The organism is Nocardiopsis trehalosi NBRC 14201 (genome assembly GCF_001552555.1).
In the GTDB taxonomy this organism is placed as follows: Bacteria; Actinomycetota; Actinomycetes; order Streptosporangiales; family Streptosporangiaceae; genus Nocardiopsis_B; species Nocardiopsis_B trehalosi.
Map to the genome: position 1 here is coordinate 1 of NZ_BCRK01000037.1, position 21,134 is coordinate 21,134.

Annotated in this window: 16 protein-coding genes; 12 read left to right on the forward strand and 4 right to left on the reverse strand. The window is 73.2% G+C overall.

Annotation, left to right across the window (positions count from 1 at the left end; all coding sequences use genetic code 11):
- Positions 1–202: 202 nt before the first annotated feature.
- From dxr to ispG, 3 genes are all read left to right on the forward strand, one after another.
- Positions 203–1,402, forward strand: coding sequence for a 1-deoxy-D-xylulose-5-phosphate reductoisomerase (gene dxr, locus NT8_RS09380; RefSeq protein ID WP_067966430.1), 1,200 nt, complete (start codon positions 203–205; stop codon positions 1,400–1,402).
- 10 nt (positions 1,403–1,412) lie between these two features.
- A complete protein-coding gene (locus tag NT8_RS09385) occupies positions 1,413–2,771 on the forward strand; it encodes a M50 family metallopeptidase (protein ID WP_067966387.1) in 1,359 nt (452 codons plus the stop codon).
- A 307-nt stretch (positions 2,772–3,078) separates the two neighbouring features.
- Positions 3,079–4,236 carry a flavodoxin-dependent (E)-4-hydroxy-3-methylbut-2-enyl-diphosphate synthase gene (ispG, locus tag NT8_RS09390; RefSeq protein ID WP_067966389.1) on the forward strand — a complete coding sequence of 386 codons (1,158 nt, stop codon included), beginning with the start codon at positions 3,079–3,081 and terminating at the stop codon, positions 4,234–4,236.
- A gap of 41 nt (positions 4,237–4,277) precedes the next feature.
- On the opposite strand, the gene NT8_RS09395 is transcribed toward ispG, so the two are convergent.
- Positions 4,278–4,826, reverse strand: a complete 549-nt coding sequence (locus NT8_RS09395) for a M23 family metallopeptidase (protein WP_067966391.1) — start codon at positions 4,824–4,826, stop codon at positions 4,278–4,280.
- A 452-nt stretch (positions 4,827–5,278) separates the two neighbouring features.
- Here NT8_RS09395 and NT8_RS09400 point away from each other — a divergent pair, with 452 nt between their 5' ends.
- Positions 5,279–6,760 (forward strand): amino acid permease, encoded by a 1,482-nt coding sequence (locus NT8_RS09400; protein ID WP_067966392.1) that lies wholly within the window; start codon positions 5,279–5,281, stop codon positions 6,758–6,760.
- Positions 6,761–6,781: 21 nt separating this feature from the next.
- Here NT8_RS09400 and NT8_RS09405 read toward each other — a convergent pair whose 3' ends face one another.
- On the reverse strand, positions 6,782–7,267 hold the full coding sequence (locus NT8_RS09405; RefSeq protein ID WP_067966394.1) for an Lrp/AsnC family transcriptional regulator: 486 nt from the start codon (positions 7,265–7,267) through the stop codon (positions 6,782–6,784).
- Positions 7,268–7,450: 183 nt separating this feature from the next.
- Between NT8_RS09405 and NT8_RS09410 the strand changes: the two genes are divergently transcribed.
- The gene (locus NT8_RS09410; protein ID WP_067966397.1) at positions 7,451–9,001 is read left to right on the forward strand and encodes an alpha/beta hydrolase; all 1,551 of its coding nucleotides are present in this window, start codon (positions 7,451–7,453) and stop codon (positions 8,999–9,001) included.
- 179 nt (positions 9,002–9,180) lie between these two features.
- Positions 9,181–10,023 (forward strand): GNAT family N-acetyltransferase, encoded by an 843-nt coding sequence (locus tag NT8_RS09415; protein ID WP_067966431.1) that lies wholly within the window; start codon positions 9,181–9,183, stop codon positions 10,021–10,023.
- Positions 10,024–10,038: 15 nt separating this feature from the next.
- Here NT8_RS09415 and NT8_RS09420 read toward each other — a convergent pair whose 3' ends face one another.
- Both NT8_RS09420 and NT8_RS09425 read right to left on the reverse strand, forming a co-directional pair.
- Positions 10,039–10,479 (reverse strand): hypothetical protein, encoded by a 441-nt coding sequence (locus NT8_RS09420; protein WP_067966398.1) that lies wholly within the window; start codon positions 10,477–10,479, stop codon positions 10,039–10,041.
- On the reverse strand, positions 10,476–11,222 hold the full coding sequence (locus NT8_RS09425; RefSeq protein WP_067966399.1) for a hypothetical protein: 747 nt from the start codon (positions 11,220–11,222) through the stop codon (positions 10,476–10,478). Before NT8_RS09425 ends, NT8_RS09420 begins: the two co-directional genes overlap by 4 nt.
- Positions 11,223–11,437: 215 nt before the next feature.
- Here NT8_RS09425 and pta point away from each other — a divergent pair, with 215 nt between their 5' ends.
- The 6 genes from pta to NT8_RS09455 all read left to right on the forward strand — a co-directional run bounded on the left by pta (position 11,438) and on the right by NT8_RS09455 (position 21,107).
- The gene (gene pta / locus NT8_RS09430; RefSeq protein WP_067966400.1) at positions 11,438–13,483 is read left to right on the forward strand and encodes a phosphate acetyltransferase; all 2,046 of its coding nucleotides are present in this window, start codon (positions 11,438–11,440) and stop codon (positions 13,481–13,483) included.
- Positions 13,480–14,730 (forward strand): acetate/propionate family kinase, encoded by a 1,251-nt coding sequence (locus NT8_RS09435; RefSeq protein WP_067966402.1) that lies wholly within the window; start codon positions 13,480–13,482, stop codon positions 14,728–14,730. The genes pta and NT8_RS09435 overlap by 4 nt, the downstream gene beginning before the upstream one ends.
- Before the next feature lie 489 nt (positions 14,731–15,219).
- Positions 15,220–16,908 carry an ABC transporter family substrate-binding protein gene (locus tag NT8_RS09440; protein WP_245646100.1) on the forward strand — a complete coding sequence of 563 codons (1,689 nt, stop codon included), beginning with the start codon at positions 15,220–15,222 and terminating at the stop codon, positions 16,906–16,908.
- A 95-nt stretch (positions 16,909–17,003) separates the two neighbouring features.
- Positions 17,004–18,014 carry an ABC transporter permease gene (locus NT8_RS09445; protein ID WP_067966406.1) on the forward strand — a complete coding sequence of 337 codons (1,011 nt, stop codon included), beginning with the start codon at positions 17,004–17,006 and terminating at the stop codon, positions 18,012–18,014.
- Positions 18,007–18,933 carry an ABC transporter permease gene (locus NT8_RS09450; protein ID WP_084468781.1) on the forward strand — a complete coding sequence of 309 codons (927 nt, stop codon included), beginning with the start codon at positions 18,007–18,009 and terminating at the stop codon, positions 18,931–18,933. Before NT8_RS09445 ends, NT8_RS09450 begins: the two co-directional genes overlap by 8 nt.
- Positions 18,930–21,107, forward strand: coding sequence for an ABC transporter ATP-binding protein (locus tag NT8_RS09455; RefSeq protein WP_067966407.1), 2,178 nt, complete (start codon positions 18,930–18,932; stop codon positions 21,105–21,107). Before NT8_RS09450 ends, NT8_RS09455 begins: the two co-directional genes overlap by 4 nt.
- Positions 21,108–21,134 lie beyond the last annotated feature (27 nt).

Here is a 21,134-nt window from a genome sequence, read left to right on the forward strand (position 1 = left end):
CGACCTCCGGTGCCCGGCCCCGCTGACGGTGCCGGGCGAGGGGCGCCGCCGGCAGGCGGGGCGGCGCCGGGGGGTGGGGGCGCGGAGGTGGGCGTCCGTGCTCCGGGGTGGGCCGGGGCGGGGCGGGGTGCGGAACAATGACCTCGTGCGAATCGCTGAAAAGCTCCTCCAGGACCCCTCTCCCGGCCGGCGGCGCGAGGTGGTGATCCTCGGGTCCACCGGGTCGATCGGCACCCAGGCCATCGAGGTCGTCACCGCCGCCCCCGACCGGTTCCGCGTCACCGCGCTGGCCGCCGGCGGCGGGCGCCCCGCTCTGCTGGCCGACCAGGCGTGCGCCCTGGGCGTCGAGGCCGTCGCCGTCGCCGACCCGGGCGCGGCGCCCGAGGTCGCGCGCCTGCTGCGCGAGCGCGGCAGCGCCGCGAAGGTCCTCGCCGGCGCCGAAGGGGTGGCCGAGGCGGCCACCTGGCCGTGCGACGTCGTGCTGAACGGCATCACCGGCGCCCTCGGCCTGGAGTCGACGCTGGCGGCCCTGCGCGCCGGCCGGCTGCTGGCACTCGCCAACAAGGAGTCGCTGATCATCGGCGGCCCGCTGGTGCGCGCGGCCGCCCAGCCCGGCCAGATCGTGCCCGTCGACTCCGAGCACTTCGCGCTCGCCCAGTGCTTCCCGCGCGTCCCCGCCGCCGAGCTGGCGAGCCTGGCGCAGGGCCAGGTCGACGCCCGCCTCGGCGAGGTGAGCCGGCTGGTCATCACCGCGAGCGGGGGCCCGTTCCGGGGTCGGTCGCGCGCCGACCTCGGCGGGGTCACGCCCGGCGACGCGCTGGCGCACCCGACGTGGAGCATGGGCCCCGTCATCACGGTGAACTCGGCGACGCTGGTCAACAAGGGCCTGGAGGTCATCGAGGCGCACCTGCTGTTCGACGTCCCGTTCGACCGCATCCAGGTCGTGGTGCACCCCCAGTCGGTGGTCCACTCGATGGTGGAGTTCACCGACGGCTCCACCCTCGCGCAGGCCAGCCCGCCGAGCATGCGCATCCCGATCGCCTACGGCATCGGCTGGCCGCACCGGGTCGGCGGGGCCGCCCCCGCCATCGACTGGACCCGGGCCCACACCTGGACCTTCGAACCGCTCGACGACGAGGCGTTCCCCGCGGTGCGGCTGGCGTGCGAGGTCGGTGCCGCGGGCGGTACGGCGCCCGCCGTGTACAACGCGGCGAACGAGGAGGCGGTGGCGGCCTTCCTTGGGGAAAGGCTGGCATTTCCCGCGATCGTGGACACGGTGGCGCGGGTAGTCTCGGAGCAGCAGCGGGCGGACACCGGCTCCGCGCTGTCGTTGGCCGAGGTGTACGCGGCGGACGAGTGGGCCCGCAACCGTGCCCGGGAGCTCATCGCCCGGTCCGCTTGAGGAGAGGTACATGGTCGCGTTATTGACCGCGCTCGGGATCGTCCTGTTCTTCGTGGGGCTGCTGCTGTCCCTCGCCTGGCACGAGCTGGGCCACCTCGCCACCGCCAAGATGTTCGGCATCCGCTGCACCCAGTTCATGGTGGGCTTCGGCCGCACCCTGTGGTCGACCCGCAAGGGCGACACCGAGTACGGCGTCAAGCTGGTCCCGCTGGGCGGTTTCGTGCGTATGGCCGGGATGATCCCCCCGTCCAACCGGGAGCCCGACACCTCGGGCAAGCCGATGTCGCGGTGGCGGGCCATGATCGAGGACGCCCGCGAGGCCTCCCAGGTCGAGCTGGAGCCGGGCGACGAGGACCGCCAGTTCTACCAGCGGGCGCCGTGGAAGCGGATCATCGTCATGGCGGCCGGCCCCGTCATGAACCTCATCCTGGCGGTCGTCCTCTTCACCGTCATGCTGATGGGCGTCGGCGTCCCGCAGAACACCACGACCATCGACACGGTCGCCCAGTGCGCGCTGCCCGCCGACTCCACCGCCCGGGCCTGCCCGGAGGACGCCCCGCCCACCCCGGCGGCCGACGCCGGGCTGCGTCCGGGCGACGTCATCCTGGCGGTGGGCGACCGCGCCACCCCGACGTGGGAGGAGGCCAACGCCGCCATCCGCGAGTCCACCGGCCCCACCGAGCTCACGATCGAGCGCGGCGGCGAGACCATCACCACCACCGCCGACATGATCGAGAACCAGGTGGTGGCCCGCGACGCCAACGGCGAGATCCAGTACCGCATGGGCCCCGACGGCGAGCCGCTGACCGACGAGCAGGGCTACCAGATCCCCGACACGGTGACCGCCGGCTTCCTCGGCATCACGTTCGCCCAGGAGCGCAGCCCGCTCGGGGTGGCCGACACCGCCGCGTTCATGGGCGACGCCGTGGTGGGCGTCGGCGAGGCGCTGGTGGCGCTGCCGTCGAAGGTCGACGACGTGTTCCGCGCGGCGTTCATGGGCGAGGAGCGCTCCATCGACTCCCCGGTGGGCATCGTGGGCGCGTCGCGCATCGGCGGCGAGGTGCTGGCCCAGCCCATCCCGGTGACCGACCGGGTGGTGTTCCTGGTCAACATGCTGGCGGGCGTCAACCTGTTCCTGTTCGCGTTCAACATGCTGCCGATCCTGCCGCTCGACGGCGGGCACATCCTGGGCGCGCTGTGGGAGTCGCTGCGCCGGAACGTGGCGCGGCTGTTCCGCCGCCCCGACCCGGGCCCGTTCGACGTGGCCCAGCTGATGCCGGTGGCCTACATCGTGGTGGTCTGCTTCGTGATGTTCAGCGTGATGCTGCTCATCGCGGACGTGTTCAACCCGGTGCGCCTGGTCCAGTGACGCTCGGGGGGCGGGGCGCGGTCGGCGCCCCGCCCGCCGATCTTCGCTGTTCGCGGTGGTCCGTCCCGGTCCGCCCGCTCCTGGGGCGTGGGGCAAAGCGGGGTACAAGGGAAAGCGGCGTCACTTACCGTTTTCCTGATCAGGGCGTAACGCCCTGCTCAATACGGGTAGCCTTGGCGACGAGATACCAGTGCCGGGCCTCCACCCGGACTCCTCTCCGCGCGGCGCCCCTTCGTGTCCGGCGCCCGCCGTTCCGACTCCAGACGACGCCGCCGGCGAGTCCCGGTGGCCGACGAGGTGAAATCGCGTGACCGTCGATCTCGGTATCCCTGTCGCCCGCCCGCGCCCGCTGGCCACCCGGCGCCGGTCGCGGCAGATCATGGTCGGCAACGTCCCCGTGGGCGGCGACGCGCCCGTCTCGGTGCAGTCGATGACGACCACCCTGACCTCCGACATCAACGCCACCCTCCAGCAGATCGCCGAGCTCACCGCGAGCGGCTGCCAGATCGTGCGCGTGGCCGTGCCCAGCGCCGACGACGCCGAGGCGCTGCCCATCATCGCGAAGAAGTCGCAGATCCCGGTCATCGCCGACATCCATTTCCAGCCGAAGTACGTGTTCGCGGCCATCGACGCCGGGTGCGCGGCGGTGCGGGTGAACCCGGGCAACATCCGCAAGTTCGACGACAAGGTCGGCGAGATCGCCAAGGCCGCGAGCGACGCCGGGACCCCCATCCGCATCGGCGTGAACGCGGGCTCGCTCGACAAGCGCCTGCTGGAGAAGTACGGCAAGGCCACCCCCGAGGCGCTGGTGGAGTCCGCGCTGTGGGAGTGCTCGCTGTTCGAGGAGCACGGGTTCCGCGACATCAAGATCTCGGTCAAGCACAACGACCCGGTCGTCATGATCAACGCCTACCGGCAGCTCGCCGAGCAGTGCGACTACCCGCTGCACCTGGGCGTCACCGAGGCCGGCCCGGCGTTCCAGGGCACCATCAAGTCCGCTGTGGCGTTCGGGGCGCTGCTGGCCGAGGGCATCGGCGACACCATCCGCGTGTCGCTGTCGGCGCCGCCGGCCGAGGAGGTCAAGGTCGGCACGCAGATCCTGGAGTCCCTGGGGCTGCGGGAGCGCGGCCTGGAGATCGTCTCCTGCCCGAGCTGCGGCCGGGCGCAGGTCGACGTGTACACGCTGGCCGACGAGGTGACGGCCGGCCTGGAGGGCATGGACGTCCCGCTGCGGGTGGCCGTCATGGGCTGCGTCGTCAACGGCCCGGGTGAGGCCCGCGAGGCCGACCTGGGGGTGGCGTCGGGCAACGGCAAGGGCCAGATCTTCGTCAAGGGCGAGGTCATCAAGACGGTGCCCGAGTCCAAGATCGTGGAGACCCTGATCGAGGAGGCCATGCGCATCGCCGAGCGGATGAAGGACGAGGGCGCCGCCTCGGGCGAGCCCTCGGTCTCCGTCGCGGGTTAGTACGGCCGGGCGGGGCGCCGGTCGCCGCCCCGCCCGCCGGTTCAGCAGCCGGTGCTGCTGGTGATGGTCGTGTTGCCGTAGTAGCGGATGCTCACGCCGTTGAGGACGACGCGCACCGGGGTGTTGTTGGTGCGCTGCTCGTAGTGCAGGTGCGGGCCGGTCGAACCGCCCGTGCTGCCCACCCGGCCGATGACCGTGCCGGTGCTCACCGACTGGCCCACCGACACGTTGAACGAGTTCAAGTGGGCGTAGAGCGTCGTGATCCCCTGCCCGTGGCTGATGATCACGTACTTGCCGTAGCTGGTGTTGCCGAGGTCGCGCACCGTCGTGACGGTGCCGGAGGCGCTGGAGCGCACCCGCTGGTTGAGCGCGTTGCTGCGCTGGAAGTCGACCGAGAGCAGCGGGTTGTGGTTGGTGCGGGTGTTGGCGTTCCACACCTGGCCGCAGTCGAACGGGGTGCGCAGGTTGATCGCCGCCAGGGCCTGCCGGTCGGCGCCGGCGGTGGTGTTCAGGGTGACCGTGAGCAGGGCCGCGGAGGCAAGGACGACGCAGAGTCGGCGTGCCGCGGACCGGATTGTGGAAAGGCGCATCTGGCCTTCCTCCTCGCGTAGCGGGGCGGGGGCGATCACGATAGGCACGTCCACCGACGGCCGTGAAGACCCCACTACGCTGGGTGGCGGCGCCGCGGACCGCGTCGGCGGGGCGGCGCCGCGGCGGCTTCCTGCGACGAAGGTTTCCTACGACCACGTTCGGTTTTCGTGAAATTCACTTTCGCGGCCGCGTGTCGTGACGCACGGTCACGGCGGCTGTAGCCCCGCTGTGCGCCCGCGTGGGCTGTGACCTCACGCACAGTCACCGGGGGTTCGTTGCGCGGATGGGCAACGTTCACCGGGTTTCCGCGTTCCGGCCGCAACGGATCGCGGTTCGGGCGCCCTCGCGGCGCGGTTACGGTGGCGAGGGCGCGGAAACCGGTCGTCCCGCCCTTCGAGTGGACGAAGGGGGACGAACCACCGCGCGCCACGTACTCAGGAGAGGCAGTCCAGTGGACCGAGACCCGGCCGTCGCGCCCGCCCCCGGCACCCCCCGCCCCGCCCCCGGTGGCCTGGCCGCCCGCCTCACCCGGCGCAAGCCGGTGGAGGAGCTGGTGGACGAGACCGGCCACGGCGAGGGCGGCAGCCTGCGGCGGTCCATGGGGCTCGCCCAACTCACCATGATCAGCATCGGCGCCACCCTGGGCACCGGCATCTTCGTGGTCCTGGGCGAGGCGGTCCCGCTGGCCGGCCCCGCCGTGGTCCTCGCGTTCGTCGTCGCGGGCGTCACCGCCCTGCTCTCCGCGCTGGCCTACGCCGAACTGGCCGGGATGATCCCCGCCTCCGGGTCGGCCTACTCCTACGCCTACGCCACCATGGGCGAACTCGTGGCGTGGGTGTGCGGGTGGTGCCTGATGCTCACCTACGGCGTCTCCGTCGCCGCCGTTGCCGTCGGCTGGGGCGAGTACATCGACGAGCTGCTGCGCCTGACCACCGGGACGGCGCTGCCCGCCGCGCTCACCCAGCCGCCCGGGGCCGACGGCGGACTCGTCAACCTGCCCGCCGCCGTCGTCGTGGTCCTGGCCATGGCCGCGCTCCTGGGCGGCGTGCGCGAGAGCGCCGCCCTCAACACCGTCATGGTCGCGGTCAAGATCGGCGTGCTCGTCATGTTCGTGGCCATCGCCGCGACCGCCGTGCGCGACGGCAACTTCACCCCGTTCCTGCCGCTGGGCACGGCCGGGGTCAGCGCCGCCGGCGCCACCCTGTTCTTCTCCTACATCGGGTTCGACGCCGCCTCCACCGCCGGCGAGGAGGCCCGCGACCCGCAGCGCGACCTGCCGCGCGCCATCCTGCTGTCCATGGTGGTGGTGACCGCCCTGTACTGCCTGGTGGCGTTCGTCGCCGTCGGCGCGCTGCCGTGGACCGAGTTCGCCGACTCCGAGGCCACGCTCGCGCACATCCTCACCGTGGTCACCGGCACCCCGGTGTGGTCGGTGGTGTTCGCCGCGGGCGCGGTGGTGGCGATCGCCAGCGTGGTCCTGGTCGTCCTCTACGGCCAGACCCGCATCCTGTTCGCGATGTCGCGCGACGGCCTCATCCCGCGCGTCTTCTCCCGGGTCGACCGCCGGGGCATCCCGCGCGCCAACACCGTCATCCTCACCGCCGCCGTCGCCCTGCTCGCCGCGCTGGTGCCGCTGGGCCACCTCGCCGACGCCACCAGCATCGGCACCCTGTTCGCGTTCGCCCTGGTCAACGTGGCGGTCCTGGTGCTCCGCCGGACCCGCCCCGACCTGCGGCGGCGGTTCCGGGTGCCGCTGTCGCCGGTCACCCCGCTGCTGGGTGTGGCGTCGTGCGGCTACCTGATGCTGAGCATGGGCGCCGCCACCTGGATCACCTTCGCCGTGTGGCTGGCGGTCGGCCTCGCGGTCTACCTCGGCTACGGGCTGCGGCGCTCGCGCCTGGCCGCCCCCGCCGAACGGGCCCCCACGGACTGAGTCCCCGTCGACCGAGCCCCGCTACGCGGGCCCGGACCCGTCCGGCGGCGCGTCGGCGGCCCGCGCCGGCATGGGCTGGTCGACCAGCCGCGACAGCACGAGCGTGCTCTTGGTGCGCACCACGAACGGCTCGGCGCAGATGCGCTCGATGGTCTCCTCCAGGTGGTGCATGTCGCGGGCGCGCACCTGCACCATGGCGTCGGCCTCGCCGGTGACCGTGCAGGCCGAGGTGACCTCGGCGTAGCGGGCCATCCCAGCGCGGATCTCGGCGGGGGAGGTGCGCGGCCGGCAGTACACCTCGATGTAGGCCTCGGTGGTCCAGCCGATTGCGGCGGGTTCGAGGACCACGGTGAAGCCGCGCACCGCGCCGGACTCGACCAGCCGGTCCAGGCGGCGCTTCACGGCCGACGCCGACAGCCCGACCGCCGCCCCGATGTCGGCGAAGCTGGTGCGGGCGTCCGCGCCGAGAATGGCCACGATCCGCTCGTCGACGCGGTCCAACCGCACGGGTGCTCTCCTCGGGTCGCGGGCCGGCTGCGACGTCGATGCTATCCGCCCGCCGCCGCCCCCGCCCGGCGCGCCGCCACCGCGTCCCCGTCGACCACTCCCCGTGTCGGCCGTGTCGCTTCCGTGCCGGAGTGCTGGTCGCGGGGGACAATGCCGGTGACCCACGACCGATCGGGAGGCTGGATGCGACGCGCGTGTGCGGCGGCGGGGGCGGTGGTCCTGGCGGCGGCGCTGGCCGCGGCGCCCCCGGCGGCGGCCGAGGAGCGGCAAGAGGTGGCCTGGGCCGACTGCCCCGACCTGGAGCCCTACGAGGACGCGGCGCCGGAGTGCGCGTCGGTCGAGGCGCCGCTCGACCACGCCCGCCCCGACGGGCGGACCGTGCGGATCGCCCTCGCCCGGGTCCCGGCGCGCGGCACCGCCGAGGGCACCCTGCTGGTGAACCCGGGCGGCCCCGGCAACGCCGGCCGCGCCTGGGCCGCGCGCACCGCCGCCCGGCTCCCCGACGACCTGCGCGACCGCTACGACGTCATCGGGTTCGACCCGCGCGGCACCGGCGCGAGCACTCCCGGCGCCGCCTGCGACCCCGACCACTTCGCCCCGGTGCGCCCCGACAGCGTGCCGCGCTCGCGCGCCGACGAGGCGGAGCTGGTCGACCGCGCCGCCGACTACGCGGCGGCCTGCGGCGAGCGCAACGGCGAACTCCTCGACCACCTGACCACGGTCGACTCCGCCCGCGACATCGAGGCCGTGCGCGCCGCCCTGGGCGTCGAGCGGATCGACTTCCTCGGCTACTCCTACGGCACCTACCTCGGCGCGGTCTACGCCACGCTCCACCCCGACCGGGTGCGCCGCCTGGTGCTCGACAGCATCGTCCACCCCGGCCGCCCGTGGTGGGAGGGCAACCTGGAGCAGAGCCGGTCGATCGACGCCGCCGCCCGCCGGTTCTTCGCCTGGACCGCCCGGCACGACGGCGTGTACCGGCTGGGCGCCACGGCCGACGAGGTCGCCCGCTCCTACGCCCGCGCCCGCCACGGGCTGCGCGACGCGCCCGCCGACGGCACCGTGGGCCCCACCGAGTTCGAGTCGGTGTACGCCCTCGCCGCCTACACGTCGGCCATCTGGCCGGAGCTGGCCGCGGCGCTGTCGGACCACCTGGTCGACGGCGACCCCGCCGCGCTGGTGGCGGCGTACGAGCTGCGCGGCGAGTCGGCCGAGTCCGACCCCGGCCGCGCGGTCTACCTGGGGGTGCAGTGCACCGACGCCCGGTGGCCGCGCGCCTGGCCGACCTGGCACCGGGCGGGGGAGCGGTTGCACGCCGAGGCCCCGTTCATCGCCTGGCACAACATCTGGTTCAACGCGCCGTGCGCGTTCTGGCCGTCCGCCGGCGGGCGCTGGTTCGAGGTCGACGGGTCGGCGGTCGCCGACGCGCTGTTCGTGCAGGCCGAGCACGACGGGGCCACCCCCGCCGAGGGCGCGTACGCGCTGCGCGAGCGCTTCCCGAACGCGCGCCTGGTCGTGGAGGAGGGCGGCCTGCGGCACGGCGTGACGCTGCTGGGCAACGCCTGCGTCGACACCGCGGTGGCCGACTACCTGCGCGACGGCACGCTGCCCGGGGCCGGGGGCGGCCCCCGGGGCGCCGACCACGGCTGCCCGGCCGGACCGCCGCCCGAGCCGGCCGGGGAGCGCGAGCCCGCGCGCGCCCCCGTGCCGCTGCCGCCGGGGCTCGGCGGGTGACCGGCCCGGGCGGGGCGCGGCGTGCGCGCCGCCGGAGAGCGGATAATGGGAGCGCGCGGTCGATTAGTCTTGAATGGCGTTGATCATGACTGCTCACGCACCGGACCGCCCCCCGCGGCCGGTACGCGCGGGCGGTCGGCCGCGCTCCTTCGGGCTCCGAGGCGGATGAGGTGATGCGGGTGCTGCGGACCTCCTCGCTGCGCGTGCTGGACGACCGCGACCGCGACGCCGTGCACGCCCTGCTCGACGCCGACCCCGTGGGCAACGTCTTCGTCAGCTCGCGGCTGCGGGCGGCCGGGCTCGACCCGGCGCGGCTGGGCGCCGAGGTGTGGGGCTACAGCGAGCGCGGCACGCTGGCGGCGCTGTGCTACTCGGGCGCCAACCTGGTGCCGGTCAACGCGGGCCCGGCGGCGCTGCGCCACTTCGCCGACCACGCCCGCTGGCAGGGGCGCCGGTGCTCGTCGATCGTGGGCCCGGTCGACGCGGTCGCCGACCTGTGGGCACGGCTCGGCCCGTTCTGGGGGCCGGCGCGGGCCATCCGCTCCCGCCAGCCGGTGCTGGAGCTGGTGGAGCCGCCCGAGGTCGAGCCCGACCCGCTGGTGCGCCGGGTGCGCGTGAACGAGGTCGGCACCCTGCTGCCCGCGTGCGTGGCCATGTTCACCGAGGAGGTCGGGGTGCCGCCCGACTCCGGCGACGGCGGCGCGCTGTACCGGGCGCGGGTCGAGGAGCTGGTGCGCACCGGGCGGGCGTTCGCCCGCATCGAGGACGGCCGGGTGGTGTTCAAGGCCGAGATCGGGGCGGTCACCCCGTTCGCCTGCCAGGTGCAGGGCGTGTGGGTGCACCCCGACCTGCGGGGGCGCGGGCACTCGGTGGCGGGCATGGCGGCGGTGGTGCGGGCGGCGCTGGCCGAGATCGCCCCGCGCGTGACCCTCTACGTCAACGACTACAACACCGCGGCCCGCGCCGCCTACCGGAGGGTGGGGTTCCGCGAGGTCGGCGCGGTGCGGTCGGTGCTGTTCTGAACCCGGCGGGCCGGGTCACGAGGCGAACGGCACCCGGGTCAGGTAGTGCAGGGTGGCGTCGATGTCGGCGAGGTCCTTGGCCCGGCCCAGGCGGCGCTTCCAGCGCAGCACCCGGTCGAGCGGGGCGAACGGCAGGCCGCGGTAGAACTCGGCGCTGTCGATGAACTCGTCGACGTCCCACATCGAGGGGAACCAGCCGTTGAGGACCTCCAGCCGGCCGCCGAGGAGGAGGATCCGCTGCACGTCCTCCCAAGGGGCGTCCTGCACCGGCCCCATGGTGCGGACGTGCTCCCACGCGGCGCGGCGGGTGACGATGTCGAGGTCGGAGATCTCGGTACGGATGCCGTGCGCCAGCAGCGGGCCGCTGCCGGCGATGACGTAGTCGCCGGCGGGGAGTTCGAGCTGGCGCAGCGCCACGAAATACGGGTGCTGGTGAATGGTGATCTGCTGGGTCAATTCAATGCCTCTTCTCCCAGGGCGACGCGGACGACGGCCGCCGCCAGAAGCGCCACCCCGATACTGCTCATCGTCCCGATGAGGAAGTACTCGGCGAATCTCTTCTGATTGGCCTGGAGTTCCGGGAAACGGGCCAGTGCCTTAATGGCGACGACCACGGCGACCGCCTCGGCCCGGCCCGTGACCACGAAGATGTAGGTGAGCGAGCGCTCCAGCCAGCCGATGACCGTGCCCGCCCCCTTGAGTGGCGCCATTTCCTCCGTCTCGGCTTTTCTCAACTCCGCGGAGAAGGGGTGCAGCATGTGTGTGACCACCTCTCCCCCGATGAAGGTGGCGATGAGGAACCCGGAGATCAGGACCATCACCCTGTCGTCCAGGATAAGCTCACGAGCCGCGCCGAGCATCTCGGGCAACCCCAACACCGCCAGCGCCGTCGCCGTGGTCAGCCCGACGAGGCCCAATGGCGCGAGTGTGAACTTCCGCACACGGGCCGAGACGAGGATTCTCGGTGAGCGCTGCATGTCCTCGTCGCGCTTCGCCAGTGACGTCAGTACCCAGCTCGACGCGACACATAGCGGAATGAGGACGGCCGATACCCAGGAAAAGAACACCGGTAGCAGAGCGTAACCGGCATAGAGGCCCGTCGCGGAGAGTGCCAGCGGTGTTCTCGTCCGCAACGCGGGAATCGAATAGGGGAGCAGGACCGCGGCGATGAGGCCGAGAATGACGCGTACGAGCTCCATGCGCTGCTTTCTAGCAATAGGCCGCTGATCTCCCGGATCGCCGATTATGCCGCACGTTCGGGTGATTTCCCACGGCGCGGCCTCTCCGAAGCCCTCCGCTCCTGGCCGGAACAGGCCCCGGCCCTTGCACCCCGCCGCCGCGAGGTGTGCCGCGCACGGCGGCGGGTAGCCCCGGCGTAGACGCCGGATCGGCCGGCATCCACGGGGGGCGGGACATGGCGCGCGGGGTCTACATCGCGTCCAGCGGGGCGGGCGGCGACACCACCACGCTCGCGCTGGGGGTGGGCGAGCTGCTGTCGCGCACGGTCGACGCCGTCGGGGTGTTCCGGCCGGTCGTCGACGGCGCCGCCGAGGACCCCCTGGTGGCCACGCTGCGCCGCCGGTTCCGGGTGGCCGCCCCCTACACCGACTGCGTGGGCGTCACCTACGACGACGTCCACGACGACGCCGACGCCGCCATGGCCGCCGTCCTCGACGGCTACCACGCGCTGGCCGCCCGATGCGCCGCCGTGGTCGTCGTGGGCACCGACTACACCGACGTCGGCGCCCCCACGGAATTCGCCTTCAACGCCCGCGTCGCCGCCAACCTGGCCACCCCGGTCGTGCTCGCCGTGCCCGGTTCCGGCCGCGACACCGACGACGTCCGCGACGCCGTGGCCGTGGCCCGCCGGGAACTCGACCGCGAGCACGCCGCCCTCGCGGCGACCGTGGTCGACGGGGTGGCGCCCGAGCGGGCGGCCGGCCTGCGCGCCGCCCTGGGCCCCGACGTCGCCGTGCTCCCCGAGGTCCCCGGCCTCACCGCCCCCTCCGTGCGCGACCTCGCCGCCGCGTGCGCGGGCCGACTGGTGTTCGGCGACCCCGCCCGGCTGGACCGCGCCACCTCCGGCCTGCTCGTCGCGGCGATGTCGCTGCCCAACGTGGTCGACCGGCTGGCCGACGACCACGTGGTCATCGTGGCCGCCGACCGTGCGGGCGCCCTGCTGCCCGCGCTGCTCGCCGCCCACCGCTCGCCCGACTTCCCGGCGCTGGCCGGGATCGTGCTCACCGGCGACCTGCCCATGCCCGAACCCGTGCGGCGGCTCATCGCCGGGATGGACGTGCGGCTGCCGGTCGTCGCCACGTCCTGGGACACCTTCCCCACCGCCGACGCGCTGGCCGGTGTGCGCGGCGGCATCACCCCCGAGGCGGACGCCAAGATCGCGTCCGCCCTGGCCGCGTTCGCCGCCGCCGTCGACGGTCCGGCGCTGCTGGAGCGGCTGCCGGTGGAGGGCTCGGGCGCGGTCACCCCGCTGATGTTCGAGCACACCCTGATCGAGCAGGCCCGCGGCGACCGCCGCCGCATCGTGCTGCCCGAGGGCACCGAGGAGCGGGTGCTGCGCGCCGCCGACCTGCTGCTGCGCCGCGACGCCGTCGACCTGGTGCTGCTGGGCGACCCGCGCGAGGTCCGGGCGCGCGCCGCCGACCTCGGCCTGGACCTGGCGGGCGCCGACGTACTCGACCCCGACGACCCGGACCTGCGCGAGCGGTTCGCCGCCGAGTACGCGCGGCTGCGCGCGCACAAGGGCGTGGGCCCCGAGCTGGCCCGCGACACCGTCGGCGAGGTCTCCTACTTCGGCACCATGATGGTGCACTGCGGGCTGGCCGACGGCATGGTGTCCGGGGCCGCGCACACCACCGCGCAGACCATCCGGCCGTCGTTCGAGGTCCTGCGCAGCTCGCTGGTGTCCAGCGTCTTCTTCATGTGCCTGGCCGACCGGGTGCTGGTGTACGGCGACTGCGCCGTGGTGCCCGACCCCACCGCCGAGCAGCTCGCCCGGATCGCCGCCGACTCCGCGGCCACCGCCGCCCGGTTCGGGGTGCTGCCGCGCATCGCGATGCTGTCCTACTCCACCGGCGCGTCCGGCACGGGCGCCGACGTGGAGAAGGTCCGGGCCGCCACCGAACTCGTCCGCCGCGACGCCCCGGACCTGCCGGTGGAGGGGCCGATCCAGTACGACGCCGCGATCGACCCGGCGGTGGCGCGGACCAAGATGCCCGGCAGCGAGGTCGCCGGCCGGGCCACGGTGTTCGTGGTGCCGGACCTCAACACCGGCAACATCCTGTACAAGGGCGTGCAGCGCAGCGCGGGGGCGGTCGCCGTGGGGCCGGTCCTGCAGGGGCTGCGCCGGCCCGTCAACGACCTATCGCGGGGCGCCACGGTGCAGGACATCGTCAACACCGTCGCGATCACCGCCGTCCAGGCGCAGGAGGACCGCCGATGACCGACGACAGCGGCCGCGGGGACGCCGGCCGGGACGCGCCGACCGTGCTCGTGCTCAACAGCGGGTCGTCCTCGATCAAGTACCGGCTGCTGGACATGGCGGCGCGCGCGTCGCTGGCGTCGGGGTCGGTCGACCGCATCGGCGAGGAGCGCGGCACCCTGGTGCACCGGGTGCCCGGCGACGACCCCGTGGAGCGCCCCGGGCACCACGCCGACCACGAGGCGGCGCTGCGCGCCGTGCTGGACGCCTTCGATGAGCGGGGGCCCGACCTCGGCGCGGCCGGGCTGACGGCGGTCGGCCACCGGGTGGTCCACGGCGGCGACCGGTTCGCCGCGCCCGTGGTGGTGGACGACGGCGTGCTCGCGGCGGTCGGGGAGCTGGAGCCGCTGGCCCCGCTGCACAACCCGGCCAACCTGCTCGGTATCCGCACGGCGATGAAGGCGTTCCCCCTGGTCCCGCACGTGGCGGTGTTCGACACCGCCTTCCACCAGACGCTGCCGCCGGCGGCCCACACCTACGCGGTGCCACGCGAGTGGCGCGTCGATCACGGAGTGCGCCGGTACGGCTTCCACGGGACCTCCCACGCCTACGTGTCGCGGCGGGCCGGGGAGCTGCTGGGCCGCGCCGACGCCAACGTCATCGTGCTGCACCTGGGCAACGGGGCGAGCGCGGCGGCGGTGGCGGCCGGGCGCAGCGTCGACACCTCGATGGGCCTCACCCCGCTGGAGGGGCTGGTCATGGGGACCCGCAGCGGCGACGTCGACCCGGCGCTGGCGGCGTACCTGGCGCGCACCGCCGGGCTGTCGGCGGAGGAGGTCGACACCGCGCTCAACCGCGAGGGCGGCATGCGGGCGCTGGCCGGCGCCAACGACATGCGCGAGGTGTGGGCGGCGGTCGACCGGGGCGACCGGGAGGCGGAGCTGGCGGTGGAGGTCTACTGCCACCGGCTGCGCAAGTACATCGGGGCGTACTTCGCGGTCCTGGGCCGGGTGGACGCGCTGGTGTTCACGGCGGGGGTGGGCGAGAACGACGCCCGCACCCGGGAGCGGGCGCTGCGCGGGATGGAGCGGTTCGGTCTGCGGATCGACCCGCGCCGCAACGCGGCCCCCGGCGGCGGGGAGCGGGCGGTGTCGCCGGAGGGCGCGGAGGTGCCGGTGCTGGTGGTGCCGACGGACGAGGAGCTGGAGATCGCCGCCCAGGCGCTGGACCTGCTCGGCGGGGACCGCGCCGCCGCAACGGACGAATAACCATCAACCGCCCATACGGCGAGATTCCTATCATCCGATATTTTTGACCCACATAACCGGGCGTTCGTGATTCCGGTGGTGCGTCAATGGGACGATCCTCCTGATTATTTCTCCGCGTGACGGGGAATGACTAGGTGTTTCGCGCGCTATCGCGCCCCGTTCCCTGGTGTGGGTGGGTATTCTCCGCGTTCACCTGCGAGTAGTCTTTTCTCCGCGATCCGCGCCCGATGTTTCGCGCGTCGCCGCAGGTATGGGCGGCCCGGTCGCGCGTTCGGGAATGCTGTCGGACCGAGATCGGAAGGGTTGCGGATGCGTCTCGAATTGCCCGCCGGGGCTAGTCAGACATAATTGGACAATGGTCTTCTTATCGATCTAAGTCCGGCTTCGGCCGGCGCGGATCGGAACCACTCCCGGCAGGGCTGATCGGAAGCGAGATCCATGCGATTCGGAAAAGGTCCAGGCGCCTTCGCGGCCGCCGTCCTCTTGACGTTGACCGCGTGCACCGGTGGCGGAGGCGGGGGCGGCGACACCGCCACCGGTTTCGAGGACTGCGAGGAGAACCCGGACACCTGCAACAGCGCCGAGGTCGAACCCGGCGGCGACATCACCTGGGTCGTCAGCCAGCCCTTCGGCGGCTGGAACCACTACCAGCCCGAGGGCGGCTCGGTGTACGGCCTGCAGGCCACCACCGGCATCTTCCCCGTCTTCGGCGAGTGGCTGCCCTCCGGCGAGTGGGACTGGAACGACGACCTCCTCACCGAGGAGCCCACGCTCACCAGCGAAGACCCCATGACGTGGGAGTACCACCTCAACCCCGACGCGGTCTGGAACGACGGCACCCCCATCTCCATCGCCGACGTCGAGTGGGCGTGGAAGATGAACAGCAACGACGAGGAGCTGTGCGCCGACATCTGCCGCTCCCGCGACACCAACCCCGAGTCGATGATCGAATCGGTCGAGCAGGGGGACGACGAGAACACCGTCGTCGTCACCATGGAGGACGGCGCCGCGTCCCCCGAGTGGTTCGTCTCCTTCGAGGACGGCCTGTTCCCCGCGCACATCGCCGAGGAGGAGGGCTTCGACCTCGACACCCCCGAGGGCATGCTGGAGTCGGCGAACTGGTTCAACGAGACCGTGCCGACCTGGTCCGGCGGTCCCTTCGTCATCGAGGAGGGCGACCTGGAGAACCAGGTCGTGCTGGTCCGCAACGAGGAGTACTACGGCGAGCCCGCCAACCTCGACCGGGTCACCCTGCGCTTCATCACCGACGAGGGCTCCTGGATTCCCGCCCTGTCCAACGGTGAGATCGACGGCGCCTCCCCCGAGACCTGGAACGAGGACGTGATCAACCAGCTCCAGGACCTGGGCACCGTCCGCACCAACCTCACCTCCGGCGGCAGCTGGGAGCACCTGGACGCCAACATCGAGAACGAGTGGCTGTCCGACGTCGAACTGCGCCGCGCCATCTTCACCGCGATCGACAACCAGAACATCGCCGAGCGCACCTACGGCGGCCTGTTCCCCGACTACTCGCTGCGCACCAACCACGTCTTCTCCCAGGACAGCGAGTACCACGAGGACGTGCTCACCGAGTCCGGGCAGGGCAGCGGCGACCAGGAGGCCGCGCTGGCCATCCTGGAGGAGGCCGGCTACGAGCTGGAGGGCGAGACCCTCACCCGCGACGGCGAGGAGGTCCCGCCGCTGCGGCTGCGCTACACCGAGGGCCACGTCGCCCGCGCCACCAAGGCCGAGCTGATCCAGGCCGACCTCGCCGAGATCGGCGTCACCGCCGACATCCAGACCACCGCCGACCTCGGCGGCACCCTCGCCGAGCAGGACTACGACCTGATGCTCTACGGCTGGAGCACCACGCCGGAGTTCAGCGCCAGCGCCGAGCAGTACTGGCACAGCGAGAGCGGCTCCAACTGGGGCGGGTACGCCAACGAGGAGGTCGACGAGCACGTCCGCATGGCCGCGTCGTCCACCACCCAGGAGGAGGCGGCCGGGCACGTCAACGCCGCCGCGCGCGCCGTGGTCGAGGACGCCTACGTGCTGCCGATCGTGGACACCCCGGTGGTCACCTTCGTGACCCAGGAGTTCACCAACATCAGGGACAACAACTCCCAGTCCCGGCGTGCGCTCTACAACCTGGAGGAATGGGGCGTCGTGGCGAACTAGCGGCGAACGAGCGGTCACCCCTCCGGCCGGGCCGGGGCCCCGCGCCCCGGCCCGGCCCTCCGCAGGTCAGCGTGTTCGACGAAGGACCCTCTCCCATGCTCGTTTACACCGCCCGCCGGCTGGCCATGGCGATCCCGATCCTGCTGGCGGCCTCGGTCCTCTCCTTCCTGCTGGTCGACGTCTCCGGCGACCCGCTGAGCGAACTCCGGGCCATGCAGCCGCCCCCGCCGCCCGAGACCATCGCCGCCGAGGAGGAGCGGCTCTACCTGGACCGGTCGATCCCGGAACGGTACTGGCTCTGGCTCACGGGCATCGGCGGCAACGGCGACATCGGGCTGCTGCGCGGCGAGTTCGGCCCCTCCGTCGAGGGGCCCGCGTTCGACATCGGCGCCACCATCGCCGACCGGCTCGTCATCAGCCTCCGGCTCATCGGCCTCGCCGTCACCCTCGCGCTGGGCCTGGCCATCGTCTCCGGCGTCATCAGCGCCGTCCGCCAGTACTCCAAACTGGACTACACGCTCACGTTCATCGGCTTCCTCGCGCTGGCCATGCCCACGTTCTGGCTCGGCTCGCTCATCAAGGAGGCCGGGGTGTGGACCAACGACCAGGTCGGCACCACGATCTTCTACACCATCGGCGCGGCCTCCCCGGGGGCGGCCGCCCTGCCGCCGTGGGAGCGGTTCGCCGACGGCTTCGGCCACCTCGTGCTGCCCACCCTCACCCTCATGCTCACCGGGTACGCGGCGTGGAGCCGCTACCAGCGCACGGCCATGCTGGAGGTCCTCAACAGCGACTACGTCCGGCTGGCCCGCGCCAAGGGGCTGCCCGACCGGGTCGTCATGCGCCGGCACGCGCTGCGCACCGCCCTCATCCCGCTGACCACGGTCACCGCCGTGGCCATCGCCGGGCTGATCGACGGGGTCATCCTCATCGAGGTGGTCTTCCAATGGCGCGGCCTCGGCGACTTCTTCGTCGAGTCCATCCGCCGCAACGACTCCTACGCCCTCATGGGCTGGCTGATGCTGAGCGGCACGATCGTCATCGTCGCCAACCTCGTCGCCGACCTGCTCTACGCCGTGCTCGACCCGAGGATCCGCTATGAGTGACCTGGAAGGCCGCGTGCGCGCGGCCGGGGCCGGCGGCGGCCCGGCCGCCCCCCGCCCCACCGAACGCACCCAGTGGCAGCTCGTCCGCGCCCGCTTCCGCCGGCACCGCCCGGCCATGGTCAGCCTCGTGCTGCTGGCCGCCGTCGTCGCGTTCGCGTTCCTCGGCCCGCTCGTGTGGACCTGGGACCACCAGGTGCACCGGGAGATCCCGAGCAACCAGGCGCCGAGCCTCGCCCACCCGTTCGGCACCACCAACGCCGGGCACGACGTCATGGGGCAGGTCATGCGCGGCACCCAGCAGTCGCTGCAGATCGCCCTCACCATCTCCGTGCTGGGCACCGTGTTCGGCGCGGTGTGGGGCGCCGTCGCCGGCTACTACCGGGGCTGGGTCGACGCGGTCATGATGCGCATCGTCGACGTGTTCCTGGTGGTGCCGCTGCTCGTGGTGGTCGCCGCCGTGGGCGGCAACGTGCAGGGCGGCACCTCCTGGTACAGCGTCGCGCTGATCATCGCCGCGTTCTCCTGGACGTCGATCTCGCGCGTGGTGCGCGGGGTGGTGCTGTCGCTGCGCGAGCAGGAGTTCGTGGAGGCCGCCCGCGCGGCGGGCGCCTCGGACGCGCGCATCGTGTTCCGGCACCTGCTGCCCAACGCGGCCGGGCCGATCATCGTGGCCGCCACCCTGCTCATCGCCACGGCGGTGCTGCTGGAGGCGGCGCTGTCGTTCATCGGGTTCGGCATCCAGCCGCCCGACATCTCCCTGGGCCAGATGATCGGCAACGCCGAGACCGCCGCGTTCACCCGGCCCTGGCTGTTCTACCCCCCGGGCGTCGCCATCATCCTGATCTGCCTGACCGTCAACTTCATCGGTGACGGCCTGCGCGACGCCCTCGACCCCCGACAGACGATGGTGCGCCGATGACGACGACCGACACCCGCCCCGGCGGCCCGGCCCCCGACCGCGACGCCGACGTGGTCCTGGAACTCGACGGCCTCAGCGTCTCCTTCCCCACCGACGACGGCCCGCTGCACGCGGTGCGCGGCGTCTCCTACCGGCTGCGCCGGGGCGAGGCGCTGGGCATCGTGGGGGAGTCCGGCTCGGGCAAGTCGGTGACCTCGCTCGCCGTCATGGGGCTGCTGCCCAAGACCGCGGAGGTCGCCGGCTCGGCCAAGGTCCTCGGCCAGGAGATGGTGGGCCTGCCCGACGACCGCATCAGCAAGGTGCGCGGCAACAAGATCGCCATGATCTTCCAGGACCCGCTGACCTCGCTCAACCCGGTGTACACCGTGGGCCGGCAGATCGCCGAGGCGGTGCGCGCCCACAACGCGGTGGGGGAGCGGCAGGCGCGCGCCCGCGCCGTCGACCTGCTGCGCACGGTCGGCATCCCGTTTCCGGAGCAGCGGGTCGACTCCTACCCGCACGAGCTGTCGGGCGGGATGCGGCAGCGGGTCGTCATCGCCATCGCCATGGCCAACGACCCGGACGTCATCATCGCCGACGAGCCCACCACCGCGCTCGACGTCACCGTGCAGGCGCAGGTGCTGGAGGCGCTGGAGACCGCCCGCCGCGAGACCGGCGCCGCGCTGGTGCTCATCACCCACGACCTGGGGGTGATCGCCGGGCACGTCGACCGGGTCGCGGTGATGTACGCGGGCCGGCTGGTCGAGACCGGCGGCGTGGACGAGGTGTTCGCCCGCCCGCTCATGCCCTACACGCTCGGCCTGGTCGGCAGCCTGCCCCGGATGGACGCGGACCGGCACGAGCGGCTGACCCCGATCCTGGGCAGCCCGCCGTCGCTGCTGCGGCTGCCCCCCGGGTGCCCGTTCGCGCCCCGCTGCCCCATGGCCGAGGACCGGTGCCGCGAGGAGGACCCGGCGCTGCGCGCCCCGGACGGCGGCGGCCACGCGGCCGCCTGCCACTTCAGCGAGCGGCTCCGCGACGCCCGGCCCGCCGACCTGTTCCGGCCCACCGCCGCCGACGCGGTCCCGGCGGGCCCGGCGGCGCCCGAGGCCGGTTCCGCCGACGTGGCGGAGGCCGGCGCGGAGCGGGCGGCCGCCGGTGCCGGGGCGGCCCCCGCTGCGGCGGCGGAGCCGATCCTCGCCGCGTCGCACCTGGTGAAGAACTTCCCGGTGCGGTCCAAGGGGTTCCTGCGGCGGCGCATCGGGGAGGTGCAGGCGGTCTCGGACGTGTCGCTGGAGCTGTACCCGCACGAGACCCTGGCCCTGGTGGGGGAGTCGGGGTGCGGGAAGTCGACCACGGCCCGACTGCTGCTGGGGCTGGTGCCGCTCACGTCGGGGCGGGTGGAGCACCGGGGCACCGACCTGGCCGGGCTGGGGCGGGCGGGGATGCGCCGGCTCCGGCGCGACCTGCAACTGGTGTTCCAGGACCCGTTCGCGTCGCTGGACCCGCGCATGACGGTGTTCGAGCTGATCGCGGAGCCGCTGCGCATCCACGGGCTGTTCGCCGACGGCGGGCGGGAGCGGGTGCGCGGGCTGCTGGCCACGGTGGGGCTCGATCCCGAGCACGGCAGCCGGTACCCGCACGAGTTCTCCGGGGGGCAGCGGCAGCGCATCGGCATCGCGCGGGCGCTGGCGCTGCGGCCGGAGGTGCTCATCCTGGACGAGCCGGTGTCGGCGCTGGACGTGTCCATCCAGGCGGGGGTCATCAACCTGCTGGAGGACCTCCAGGAGGAGTTCGGGCTGAGCTACCTGTTCGTGTCGCACGACCTGTCGGTGGTGCGGCACATCGCGGACCGGGTCGCGGTGATGTACCTGGGCAAGATCATGGAGGTCGCCACCACCCGCCAGCTGTTCGGCGGCGCGGCGCACCCGTACACGCAGGCGCTGATCTCGGCGATCCCGCTGCCCGACCCGCCCAAGGAGCGGGCGCGCGAGCGCATCCTCGTCACGGGCGACGTGCCCAGCCCGACCGACCCGCCGTCGGGCTGCCGCTTCCGCACCCGCTGCCCGAAGTTCGCCAACGAACTGACGGACGCGGAACGCACCCGCTGTGTGGAGGAGGTCCCGGCGCTGATCGACCGCGGCGAGGGCCACCGATCGGCCTGCCACTACGCCGAGGCGTTGAAGCTGGTGTAGCGACGGGTGGCCCCGGCCGCCCCGAGG